Origin of the sequence: Chryseobacterium sp. P1-3, assembly GCF_000738495.1 — a bacterium.
Classification (GTDB): domain Bacteria; phylum Bacteroidota; class Bacteroidia; order Flavobacteriales; family Weeksellaceae; genus Chryseobacterium; species Chryseobacterium gallinarum.
Genome location: NZ_JPEQ01000015.1, coordinates 1 through 12,481, shown reverse-complemented (window position 1 = coordinate 12,481; position 12,481 = coordinate 1). Strand labels below are relative to the sequence as shown.

Genomic DNA, 12,481 nt, shown 5'->3' with positions numbered 1-12,481 from the left:
GCATTTATTTGTTTGCCGGTTGAAACTTCGGATGTCCTACCTGCCACAAGGCAAAGGCAAAAATATCGGAATATTCTTTGAAGACAACATCCAGGTCGCTTGTGAAATGTCCGTTTTCATAATTCACATACAGCAAAACGGGTTTTCCTGAAGCGGTGCTGTTTTGTAATACCGCTGCAAATTTTGCCGGTTCCCAGGGCGTAATTCTGGAGTCATTCATTCCGGTACGGACAATCACAGCCGGGTATTTTACGCCTTTTTTTACCTTACTCTGGGCATCCATTTCGATCAGGTGTTTAGTATCTCCGGGTTCTTTTAAGTTTCCTACTTCCGGGATCTGATTGGCTCCGTTCGCTGAATTCTGAGAACGCAATACATTTGTCATTCCTACTTCGGCAATGGCCACGGCATACAGATCCGGTCTTTCCGTAATGGCTCTTCCGATAAGAACGCCACCCATACTTACCCCGTTACCAATTAACCTGGAAGAAGAAGTATACTTTTGATCAATAAGGTATTCTGAACAAGCAATGAAATCTTTCCAGGTATTAGGCTTTTTAGCTTTCATACCGTCTTTATGCCAGTTTTCACCTTTTTCACCTCCTCCTCTCACATGGGCAATAGCGAGAACTACTCCTTGTTCCAGTAATACGGAAAGCCTGTTTGAAAAGCGTGGTGTGGAAGAGATCCCATACCCTCCATATCCGGTAATATATGCAGGTGTATTGCCATCCATTTTCATGTTTTTAGGGTAAATGATAGAGAGAGGGACCATGGCTCCGTCATGGCTTTTCACTTCTACTTCTTTTACAACATACAAAGCGCTGTAATCCGGATAGCTGGTTTCCCCGTTAAAATTCTTGCTTTTTACAGCTTTACCATTTTCCGGGTTATATTCGTAAAAAGTACCGGGGGTCAGCCAATTGCTGTTATAGCACTGTATATTATCGTTTTCACGGGGGTTAAGAGAACCGGAATTATTAATGCCTTCAGGTAAAGGGACCTTTTTTATCGCCAGGGTTTTAAGATCAATCTGATATTTCTCCTGAGAAATACCATTGTTTAATGCATAGAATAAATAATTTTTAGAATTGTGTATGGAGGTAATTACAGCATTTCCCTCCGGAACAATAATTTTAGCATGATCAAAGTCGGGGTTAGACAGACTGGTTACTCCTATCTTGTAATTCGGTGCATTTTTGTGGCTCAGGAAAAATAACTGATCTCCTTTAATAAAGGTTTGTGTAATATCATCCGAAGCCTTAACAATGGGTTTCCAAGTGATTTTTTTATCTTTCAGAGCAGCGTAAGGGGCATAAAACTGTGGACTCTCTGCTTTGGTAGAGCCGATATTAAGGAGAATGTACTGATAGTCATCAGAAAACTCAATCATTGGGAACTGCTCTGTCAGCATATTAAGTTCGGGGTTCCCTTCCCTTGAAGCCAATTCCACATCTTTATCGGAAGAAGTTCCGATCTGATGCATCATAGCTTTCATTTCTTTCAGGAGCATACTGCTGTTGGGATCTCCGGTACTCATCTTAGTGTAAATAATAGATTTCCCATCAGGGGTAAATTCAAAGTTGAATTCGCTCCACAAAGGGGTAAGCGTATCGTCAAGTATTTTTTTTGTTTTTAAATCTAAAATTTTGAGTTCACAGATTTCACCTCCGGATTTTGAAAGGAGAAGAGCCACTTTGTCCGCCCGGGAGTCTATTGAGAAAAAAGTGATCTGCGCATCTTTTTTATAGGTTTCAGGATCAAAAATCAAGGTTTCTTTTCCTGTAGAAATATCCCTGGTATACAACTTGGAAAGCTTTTCATTTTTTTTGGTTTTCATATAAAAGTAAAGATTCCCCCTTTGTCTTGCATAGCTGTAAGAGTCGCCTCCCATTTCCTGGACCTGTTTCATCCGCTTATAAAGTAGGTCACGATTGGGAATTTTATCAATGATGGAATGGCTGTAATCTGATTCTGCTTTAAACCATGTCTTTACTTCAGGGCTTTTCAAATCTTCAAGCCATTGGTAGTTATCTGTAATTTTTGTTCCGAAAAAATCATCTGTTGCAGGTTTTTCCGGAGTTTTAGGATAATTATACTGGCCCAAAGCAAGCTGGCTCAAGAGCAGGCCGGTGGATAGGAAAATATATTTCATGGTATTTCTTTTTAGAGTGATAAATTAATCCTGACAAATGTACTAAAACTTAAGCCATCAAATGACAGGTTTATAAAAATAAAGAACATTGATCATTCTATTTCTTTTCCTGTTGTTAAACTTCCTTTCCTGAAATCCATTTTCCAACGGAAGGCGGCTGATAATTTTTCATCTTTTCCAATAGTTCATCAATCGTATCACTGACCAGAAGCATATCTCTGTTTACCTGCTTTAAAAATCCTTTGTCTACCATATGCCGGACCAGCCTGATCAGGTCATCATAAAATCCGTCAATATTCAGAATACCGATGGGCTTTTTATGAAGACCGAGCTGGGCCCAGGTAATCATTTCAAAAAACTCTTCCAAAGTGCCGTAACCGCCGGGAAGAACGATGACCCCGTCACACAATTCGTTCATTTTTGTTTTCCGCTCATGCATGGTTTCTACGAGAATAAGCTCTGTCAAATTCTTATGGGCAATTTCTTTGGATTGTAAAAAATAAGGAAGGACTCCTACAACTTTTCCTCCTTCATTCAGTGCGCCGTCTGCAATAGTCCCCATCAGTCCTACATCTGCACCGCCATAGACCAGTTGTATATTTTGTTGAGCTAAAGTTTGACCCAATAAAAAAGCCTGTTCCCTGTAGATATTATCCGATCCGAAACTTGAACCGCAGAATACTGTTATACTTTTCATATGTATATGTTTTTATAAATTAAAATATCCAAAATCACAGGACTTTGGATATTCTATAGAATTGTTTTATTATTTATTTTTGAGGAATATTCGCTAAAATATCCTTCAGGAAGCTCCAGAATTTCTGAGCAGAAGGAATATTCGCTTTTTCATCAGGAGAGTGTGCTCCTCTGATTGTTGGTCCAAAACTTACCATTTCCATTTCCGGATAATTAGCACCGATGATTCCACATTCCAGACCTGCGTGACACGCTACTACATGAGGTTTTTCGCTGAATTTCTCCGTATAGATTTTCTCCATCAATTGAACAATCTCAGAACCTGGTTTTGGTTTCCATCCCGGGTAAGAACCACTGAATTCTACATTCATTCCTGCCAGCTCTGCAACCGACTTCAATTGTTCAGCTGTAGAATATTTAGAAGACTCTACGGAAGATCTTGTAAGGTTCAGGATTGTAAGAGATCCTTCTTTCAATTCAACCCTTGCTACATTGTTGGATGCTTCTACAAGATCCGTTACATCCGGACTCATTCTGTAAACACCGTTATGCAATGCTTTTAAAGTAAGGATTACTTTTCTTGAATCTGTTTCAGAAATCGCCTTGTCGGATGAAGTGGAGTTTTCAATATTGATTTGAAGTCCCGGTTCTACTGAGGCAAATTCTTCCAGGATATCTTTTTTAAGAAGGGTAGCTGTTTCTATAAATTCCTGTGCATTTCTTACGGAAATGATGGCTACGGCTTCTCTTGGAATAGCATTTCTCAATCCACCTCCGTCAATAGAAAGAATTTCAATGTTCTGATTGGCTATACCACTATAAAGCAGTCTTCCCAAAATGATGTTGGAGTTTCCGAATCCTTTGTGGATATCCATTCCGGAATGTCCTCCCTGTAGCCCCTTTACTTCAATTCTTACAACCTGTCCTTTCGGAGCTGCTGTTTCATACTGCTGGGTGATGGTAACATCCACTCCTCCGGCACAGCCTATATCGATTTCATCATCTTCTTCAGTATCCAGGTTCAGTAGGATATCTCCTGTCAGCTGGCCTGGTTTTAAACCTAAAGCTCCGGTCATTCCGGTTTCCTCATCAATAGTGAATAAAGCTTCCAAGGCAGGGTGAGGGATGTCTGAACTTTCAAGGATAGACATAATGGTCGCTACTCCTAATCCGTTATCGGCACCTAGAGTTGTTCCTTTAGCCTTTACCCAATCTCCATCAATTTCCATTTTGATTCCTTCTGTTTCAAAATCAAAATTGACATCATTGTTTTTCTGGCAAACCATATCCAAATGCGATTGTAAAACAACAGACTTACGGTTCTCCATTCCTGCCGTAGCGGGCTTTTTAATAATTACGTTTCCTACTTCATCTACTGAAGTTTCCAGCCCTAAATCTTCACCAAAACCCTTGATGAAAGCAATTACTTTTTCCTCTTTTTTTGATGGTCTCGGAACAGCATTTAATCTGGAGAAATTTTTCCAGAGTATTTGCGGTTCTATATTAGATAATTCCATTGAAATTTATTTTTCTCAAATTTACGAAATAAAAAATGCTTCCGTAGGATACAGAAGCATTTTTATGAGCTATAGAAATGCAAAAGGAAGAAATCGTATTGCTTTTCAACTTTTTTACTTTTTTACCTTTTACAATTTCGCTTGATTAACATCCACATTCTCCGTAGATCGGGGTTGTAACGACAGTACCGTCAGGCCTTTCAATCGTAAGCGTGCCTTCAAATAATAAAGCTTCTTCGTTTTTTATTTTTTTACCCTTTACGGAGATTTTGTAATCATTACTTTCTATTTCTTTGGTCAGTTCCTCATCCACTTCCATGTCACTGGATGAAATAAGGTTCATAGCCATTCTTTTACCGTCCAGCTTCATATAAGCTGTTTTTCCGGCATCATCTGCATAGATGTATTTTTCCGATTCGAAATCTGCCTTATTTTTAGCAAAATAACATGAGCATTCTTTGATTTCGGAAGGAAAAGGGAAAGTTTCAATAGCAATTTTTCCTGAAGAAAAGTCTGATTTTACAGAATCTTTTACAATTTGTAATGAGTCTGCAGCAGAAGGGCCCGAAAGGGTTTCTTTATCCTTTTTACAGGCTACCAATAGAAATGCTGAAAAGAAAATGATTGCGTATTTCATTGTGTTTGTGATTTTATTTTTTTAACCTCTTGCTCTTTCCAGAAGAGTCATCATTAATAATGAAAGAATGACCAGACTTTCTTCTTCATCATCAATATCAATTAACCGGTCAAGCTGGAATCTTCTTCCGAAGAATGAAGGCATTTTTTTTTAATTTAAAATAGGCTTTTCCGTCAATACCTGTTACTGTGTAAGAAGGATTCAGGAAATATCCTGTAAACATTCCGATGATCGGAAGTTCTCCTACGAAGCTATCCCAGAATCTTACCCAGGCACTGTCTTCCTGCACTTTAAATTTCGGCTGGTCATTGGCATCAAGAATATCATAGCTTGCTTTCCAGAGAGAACGCATCCCTTTTCTTGCCAGTCTTCCGAAGTTTTTATTGTCGATAAGGTCATTCAAAGAATAAGAAGCATTGAAGTCAATCCACTTATTGGCCCTGATTCTGAAAAGCTCTTTCGACTTGCTCTCGTCATTGAAAACAATAACATCCTCTTTTAATTTAAACATTTTCTGACGTACATAGGCTACATAATTTCCATTTTTATCAGTAATGTTAAAGTCGCTTGCTAATGTAGTGATTTTGAATTTGAAATCCAGAGGATAATTAAGATTGTTAAGTACCATATTAGTTTATTTTTTTCACATTTAATTTAAGCCGCAAATATAGAGGTTTTTTTTGTACTTAACAGACAATTCTGTACAGGTTGGTGATGTTAATGTCTACAATTGAGACAAGAGACCAGGAAATAAACGGTAATAAGGATATATAATCGTAAGGTAATCTTTATATTGAAGTCTGAATAATTCTTATGATTATCGTTATAACTCACGATTTATAATTGATAACTCTCAACTTTAATCCTTATTTTTGTCATTATGGATTACCCAAGTAAAGTATTGGCAAAAGCGGTAGATGAAATCTCAGGATTGCCCGGTATCGGTAGAAAAACAGCCTTAAGACTGGCATTGCATCTGCTGAAACAGCCCAATTCCAGGGCAACGAGTCTTGGAAACTCATTGATCAGTCTGGTCAATGAAATAAAATACTGTAAAGAATGTCATAATTTCTCTGATTTTGATATCTGCGAGATTTGCAGCAACGAAAAGAGAAATGGTGAACTGATCTGTATTGTAGAAGATGTAAGAGATGTCATTGCCATTGAAAATACCGGGAAATATACCGGGAAATATTTGATTCTGGGAGGTAAAATTTCTCCGATGGAAGGAGTAGGGCCGGGGCAGCTGAATATTCCGAGTATTGAGAAAAAGTTGAATGAAGGTATTGTCAAGGAATTTATTTTTGCGTTAAGTGCTACTATGGAAGGAGATACTACGGCGTATTATATTTATAAAAAGTTTAAAAATTTCAAGGTTAATTTTTCAAGCATTGCAAGAGGAATTTCGGTAGGGGATGAGCTTGAATATGCTGATGAAATTTCATTAGGAAGGTCTATTATCAACAGGTTGCCGTACAACGAAAAAGACTAATATGAAGCTGTCAGTTATTATCGTTAATTATAATGTTACCCCATTACTCAGAAACTGTCTTTTATCTATTCAGAAATATATACAGGAAGTGGAGTATGAGGTGATTGTAATTGATAATGCTTCTACAGATAGTTCATGGGGAGACCTTATTCCTGAATTTCCGTCTGTACACTTTATGGCTTCCGATACCAACGGAGGATTTTCCAAGGCCAACAATCAAGCAATAAAATCAGCAAAAGGCGAATATCTTTTACTTTTAAATCCTGACACAGAGCTGGAAGGATTTTATATGGACGATCTTCTGGATTTTGCAGATTCCCGGCCCCGTTTTGGATGCCTGGGAGTACGTATGCATGATGCAGAAGGGAATTTCCTGCCGGAGAGCAAACGATCAGTTCCGGATATGTTTAACTCTTTTGAGAAGCTGTTTACCAATTTTAAAAAGAATAATTCAAAATCCTATTACAGAAATGATATTGAGGAAAATGCTGTTGCAGAAGTAGAAGTGGTTACCGGTGCTTTTTTATTGATTAAAAAGGAGGTTTACGAAAAAATAGGCAGATTGGATGAAGCCTATTTTATGTATGGGGAAGATATTGATCTTTGTTATACCCTTCTTCAAAATGGGTATAAAAATTATTACTACGGAAAAGTCTCTCTTCTTCACTTAAAAGGGGAGAGTACGGTAAAAGATGAGGTTTATCTGGAAAGATTTTATGGAGCAATGCAAACCTTTATTGATAAATATTATAAAGGATCAAAGCCCCTGCAATACTCATTTCTGAAAGCAGGCTTAAAGCTAAGGCACCAGATTGAAAAGATAAAACTAAAATAATATTGTTGACCAGTATAAGCCAAGATAGGGATTCAATAAAAAAAGCAACTCATTGAGTTGCTTTTTAATGTATAGATAATGATAATCTTCTTACTTTGCCGGTGCAGCAGGAGTCTGTGCCGGAGTTGTCGTTGTAGTTGTACCGGAAGAAGCTGGTGCAGTTTGTTTAGCTGGAGCTTCTTTCTTGGCCGGTTGCGGAGCCGGAGCTACCTGTGATGGTTTTCCTGTGATTACAACGCTTAAAAGGATAAGAACAATGATAGTTCCGCCCAGAGTCCATGTTGCTTTTTCCATGAAATCATTGGTTCTCTGTACCCCGAACTGTGCGGATGATGTTCCGCCAAAAGTACTGGAAAGACCTCCTCCTTTCGGATTTTGAGCCATAACAATGATTACCAGTAAAATACTTGCAATCATAATAAGAACCATCAATAGTGTAAATATAGTATCCATTAATTCTGATATCTTTTTGAATGGGCAAATTTAATCTTTTTTTACTGAACGACAAAAAAAGATGTTGAGAAATATGAATCAACTGTAAAAGTTTAAAAATTAAATAATGATTTTAAGCTAAAATGTTGTGGATAGCTTCGGAAAATAAAAACCATCTCAGAAGTGAGATGGCTTTTATTAAAACATCTGTTTTTATTTAAAATCAGAATCTTTAGCCTCATTAAGCTTATAAGATTGTACGGCCATACTGATATCCATTCCTCCCATATTCTGGATAATGGTGAATGGAAGCTTTACCCCCGAAACATCTTTATAGTCAGCATAGCTTGTCGGGATAGAACCTCCTTCTCCGCCTTTTATTTCTCCTGTTTTTAAGCCTGTTTTCACACTGTAATAATAGGTTTGTTTAGGACCTTTCACTACATATGAATCTTCATTGTTGTATTTTTCAATGCCTGCCAGTTTCAAATCTTTTGAACGGGTAAAAGCTAATTCTGGGAACAGCTCAGGTTCAGTCATATCCGCTTTCTGGCTATCATTCAGAGGGACTTTTTGGCCCTGACCTTCGGCATACCCGTCTTTACCGTCAAAAACAATTTTCTGAACAGTATTCCCCATTACTTTCATCTCCATAAACATTTTACTGCCTTTGGCCTGAATCAGTTTCATCGTCATATCCATATTCTGAACTTTGGTAGTAGCATCCATAGTAATAGACGTTACTTTCTGAACGGCGGCCAAACCTCCTATTGCATTGATATATTTATCAACAACAGAACCAATAGTGATGTTGGCGTCTACTTTTTGAGCAGTGGGTTTGCTGACAGGATTAGCTTCTTTATCAAAATATTTTACAGGATAACCCAGTTTTTCTAATCCTTCAGAAATATCAGACGCTTTACCGGCAACGAAAATTCTGCTTTGGTTAGGGAGGATGGTGGTTTTTACGGCTTTGGAAACATCTGCTGCCGTTACCTTATCGATAGATTTCAGATAATTGGTGTAAAAATCAGCCGGAAGATCCTGAATTTTTTGGTTCAATGCAAACCTTGCTATGGTTTCAGGCTTTTCCAGGGACATAATAAAAGAACCTTTTAATTTGGCCTTTGCGTTTTCCAATTCTTCAGGTTTTACGGTTGAGATACCGTTAAGTTCGTTCATCAGTTCCTTAATTGCCTTATCGGTAACTTCATTTCTTACGCTTGTTTCAGCGGAGAATTCCGGAGAATATTTGCTGGCACTCATATTGGAATAAGCTCCGTATGTAAACCCGTTTTTCTCTCTAAGGTTCATAAAAAGCCTGGCTTCACCGCCACCACCTAAAATATAATTGGCGATAGTAGCCGGGAAATAATCAGGATCTTTCATCCTGAGGTTATTCAGGTTGCTTACCGATAATACGGATTGTACGGCAGAAGGAACGTCAACTACATTGATTTCTGTTTTGGAAACATTGGAAGCGGGCTCTAAAGCTGCAAATTTGGTATTTGATTTTTTCCAGCCCCCGAAAGCTTTTTCCACGAGAGGTTTTACCTGATCAAATTTTACGTCTCCAACAATTACCAGATAAGCATTGTCCGGAGCGTAGTACTTGTTATAAATATTTTGTACATCTGCCAATTGAATTTTATTGATAGATTCAATGGTTTCGAATTCTCCTCTTGAAGTATTCTTACCGTACATCAGGGCATTCGATACTCTTGAAGCAATAGAAGAAGCATTCTTTTCATCAGCTTTTAAGCCTTCAATGGTTCTTTCTTTTGCATTCTGAATTTCTTCCGCAGAGAATTTAGGATTTACAATGGCATCAGCCATCAGTTCCAGTACTTCCGGAAAATATTTTGAAAGTGAATTGGAAGCAGCACCATTCGAACTGAAATTCAGGTTAGCTCCCAGGAAGTCCACCTTTTTATTGAATTCATCCTTGCTTACATTGGTGGTTCCGTTATCAAGCTGGCTTGCCATGATCTCGCTTACCCCGGCAATATCTCCTTCATAGTAAGGAGGTCTGTCCATAGACAGAGTAGTGTTGACTCTTGGAAGTTTGTTGTTTTCCACCACCATTACCGTAAGACCGTTGCTCAGCTGGAATGTTTTGGGTTTTGCAATGTTGATGGCAGGAGTAGGCCCCGGCTTCGGCATTGCATTAAGATCTATTTTCTGTGCAGACAGCATTCCTGCAAATAAAAATGCCGCTGCTATATATGTAAATTGCTTTTTCATTGGTAAAATTATTTTTTCTCAGGAACGTAGTTGATGATGATTCTTTGGTTGGAATTCAAATACTTTTTAGCTGCATTCTGAATGTCCTGTCTCGTGATTGATCTGTAAATATCAATTTCTTTATTGATGAGATTGGTGTCACCCATCAATACATGGTTGGTTGCCAAAGAAGCTGCAATCCCCTGAATGCTGGAATTTTGGTTGACAAACTGGTTCTCAAACTGATTTTGAAGTTTCTGATAATCTTCCTCCGATATCAGGGTAGTCTGCAGTTTTTTGATCTCTGCATCAATATCGGCCTGTAAAGTCTGCTTGGTTGTCTGTCCCATCGGGATGGCGAAGAAAGCAAAAATACTGTAATCTTCAAGCCCCTGATTGAATGCCGCTACCTGAAGTGCTTTTTTCTCCTGGTCTACTAATTTTTTATATAAAACGGAAGATTTACCATTGCTCAGATAAGATGAAAGCATATCCAGAACATAGGCATCTTTTTCTTTATTGGCAGGAGTCCTGTAGGCAAAAACATAGGCAGGAAGCTGAATGTTCGGGTCTGTAGCCGTTACTTCTTTTTCCTGGGTAATCGGAGCATCTTTCGGGAAGTTTTTCGGATACACTGTCCCTTTTGGAATACCACCGTAGTATTCCTGAATCCATTTCTTAGTTTGCTCAGGTTTGATATCGCCTGCTACCACTAAAGTGGCATTATTCGGCACATAAAATTTCTTGTAGAATGCCTGGAATTCTTCAAGTTTTGCAGCATTAAGGTCATCCATGGAACCAATGGTAGGCCAATTATAAGGGTGATTGGTAAACAGGTTTTTCTGAATAGTCGGGAAAAGATTTCCATAAGGCTGGTTATCCATTCTTAGCCTTTTTTCTTCTTTTACCACCTCCCTCTGTGTATCTACCCCAATCTGGTTGATAACGGCATGACGCATTCTTTCGGCTTCCATCCAGAGCCCCAATTGTTCATTGTTCGATGGGAAAGTTTCGTAGTAATACGTTCTGTCGTTAGTGGTATTGGCATTATTTTGTCCTCCGTTTGAAGAAACGATCTTAAACCAGTCACCTCTTTTAATATTAGGAGTTCCTTCAAATAAAAGATGCTCAAAAAAGTGTGCAAAGCCGGTTCTTCCTTTTACTTCATCTTTTGCTCCTACATGGTACATTACTCCTGTTGTAACTACAGGAGCTGAATTGTCCTGATGAAGAATTACATGAAGACCGTTTGGAAGGTCATACTCTTCAAATTTGATTTGCTGCGCATTCAGCATGAGTCCGAAGAAGGCCACGGCTGCAGCAGAAAGAAGTCGTTTTTTCATAAACTTAGAAATTGTTTTGATAAATTAGTAGCAAAAATGCATTAAATGTTACATATATTGTGAAATAAAAGACAGGAAATTAGAAGTTCTGAAACGAAAAGCATTTTTCCGCTCCCTATTTTCGTTTTGATGTTATACTTCAAGTAAAAGCAGCACCGTTTCAGCATTTGAGTACAATTACCAGGCTTTCGGTTTCTAACTTCTGTATGAAAATTTGAAATCTCCCTTGAATACCTTAATTTTGTGTTCCCAAAAAATTTGCAGTATGGACTATCTGAAAGGACTCAATGAATCACAATATGAAGCCGTTACCTCTTTACAGGGACCTCTTATGGTACTTGCAGGAGCAGGTTCCGGTAAAACACGTGTACTTACCATGCGTATTGCCCATTTGATCAGTAATGGCGTAGATCCTTTCAACATTCTGGCTCTAACCTTTACCAATAAGGCGGCCCGGGAAATGAAAGACCGTATCGCTAAGGTAGTAGGGGATAGCAATGCAAGAAGCCTTTGGATGGGAACTTTTCACTCTGTTTTTGCAAGGATTTTAAGAATAGAAGCCCATTATCTGGGATACCCTTCCAATTTTACCATCTATGACCAGCAGGATGCCCTGAATGTGATTAAAAAGGTTTTAAAAGATATGAATATTGATGCTGATCTTTATAAACCTAAGAAAGTTCAGGCAAGAATTTCAACCTATAAAAACAATCTGATTACCGTTAAAGCCTATTTCAACAATCCTGAACTGATGGAAGCTGATGAAAAGGCCAATATGAAGTTTATCGGCCAGATTTATCAAAGATATGTAGAGGCCTGTTTCAGAAATGGTGCTATGGATTTTGATGACCTATTGTTGAAAACCAATGAGCTGCTGACTCGTTTCCCTGAAGTGCTGGCAAAATATCAGGACCGGTTCAGGTATATCATGGTAGATGAGTACCAGGATACCAACCATTCGCAGTACCTTATTGTGAAGGCATTGGCCTCAAAATTTGAAAATATCTGTGTGGTAGGAGATGACGCCCAGTCTATTTATTCTTTCCGTGGAGCGAATATTTATAATATCCTGAATTTTAAAAAAAGATTATCCGGATGCTAAAACAGTATCTTTGGAACAGAATTATCGCTCAACCCAGAATATTGTAAAT

Annotated in this window: 11 protein-coding genes and 1 pseudogene; 3 read left to right on the top strand and 9 right to left on the bottom strand. The window is 38.3% G+C overall.

What is annotated here, in order from left to right:
• Positions 1-4: 4 nt before the first annotated feature.
• The 6 genes from HX13_RS19100 to HX13_RS19080 all read right to left on the bottom strand — a co-directional run bounded on the left by HX13_RS19100 (position 5) and on the right by HX13_RS19080 (position 5,633).
• Positions 5-2,155 carry a prolyl oligopeptidase family serine peptidase gene (locus HX13_RS19100; RefSeq protein WP_050022381.1) on the bottom strand — a complete coding sequence of 717 codons (2,151 nt, stop codon included), beginning with the start codon at positions 2,153-2,155 and terminating at the stop codon, positions 5-7.
• 115 nt (positions 2,156-2,270) lie between these two features.
• Complete coding sequence (locus tag HX13_RS19095) at positions 2,271-2,852, bottom strand: TIGR00730 family Rossman fold protein (RefSeq protein ID WP_050022380.1); 582 nt, start codon at positions 2,850-2,852, stop codon at positions 2,271-2,273.
• Between the two features lie 73 nt (positions 2,853-2,925).
• Positions 2,926-4,368 carry an aminoacyl-histidine dipeptidase gene (locus HX13_RS19090; protein WP_050022379.1) on the bottom strand — a complete coding sequence of 481 codons (1,443 nt, stop codon included), beginning with the start codon at positions 4,366-4,368 and terminating at the stop codon, positions 2,926-2,928.
• A 145-nt stretch (positions 4,369-4,513) separates the two neighbouring features.
• On the bottom strand, positions 4,514-5,005 hold the full coding sequence (locus HX13_RS19085; RefSeq protein ID WP_050022378.1) for a hypothetical protein: 492 nt from the start codon (positions 5,003-5,005) through the stop codon (positions 4,514-4,516).
• 21 nt (positions 5,006-5,026) lie between these two features.
• The gene (locus HX13_RS25765; RefSeq protein ID WP_262483584.1) at positions 5,027-5,149 is read right to left on the bottom strand and encodes a hypothetical protein; all 123 of its coding nucleotides are present in this window, start codon (positions 5,147-5,149) and stop codon (positions 5,027-5,029) included.
• A complete protein-coding gene (locus HX13_RS19080) occupies positions 5,115-5,633 on the bottom strand; it encodes a hypothetical protein (RefSeq protein ID WP_238555519.1) in 519 nt (172 codons plus the stop codon). Before HX13_RS19080 ends, HX13_RS25765 begins: the two co-directional genes overlap by 35 nt.
• Before the next feature lie 252 nt (positions 5,634-5,885).
• Here HX13_RS19080 and recR point away from each other — a divergent pair, with 252 nt between their 5' ends.
• Both recR and HX13_RS19070 read left to right on the top strand, forming a co-directional pair.
• On the top strand, positions 5,886-6,497 hold the full coding sequence (gene recR, locus HX13_RS19075; protein ID WP_050022377.1) for a recombination mediator RecR: 612 nt from the start codon (positions 5,886-5,888) through the stop codon (positions 6,495-6,497).
• Between the two features lies 1 nt (position 6,498).
• The gene (locus HX13_RS19070) at positions 6,499-7,332 is read left to right on the top strand and encodes a glycosyltransferase family 2 protein (protein ID WP_050022376.1); all 834 of its coding nucleotides are present in this window, start codon (positions 6,499-6,501) and stop codon (positions 7,330-7,332) included.
• 90 nt (positions 7,333-7,422) lie between these two features.
• Here the strand turns inward: HX13_RS19070 and secG are convergent, their stop codons facing one another.
• The 3 genes from secG to HX13_RS19055 form a co-directional block, all read right to left on the bottom strand.
• Complete coding sequence (secG, locus tag HX13_RS19065) at positions 7,423-7,785, bottom strand: preprotein translocase subunit SecG (RefSeq protein WP_050022375.1); 363 nt, start codon at positions 7,783-7,785, stop codon at positions 7,423-7,425.
• Between the two features lie 192 nt (positions 7,786-7,977).
• Positions 7,978-10,008 carry a M16 family metallopeptidase gene (locus tag HX13_RS19060; RefSeq protein WP_050022374.1) on the bottom strand — a complete coding sequence of 677 codons (2,031 nt, stop codon included), beginning with the start codon at positions 10,006-10,008 and terminating at the stop codon, positions 7,978-7,980.
• Positions 10,009-10,016: 8 nt separating this feature from the next.
• A complete protein-coding gene (locus HX13_RS19055) occupies positions 10,017-11,330 on the bottom strand; it encodes a M16 family metallopeptidase (protein WP_050022373.1) in 1,314 nt (437 codons plus the stop codon).
• Between the two features lie 265 nt (positions 11,331-11,595).
• Here HX13_RS19055 and HX13_RS19050 point away from each other — a divergent pair.
• Positions 11,596-12,481, top strand: a pseudogene (locus HX13_RS19050) (ATP-dependent helicase); the annotation flags it as partial.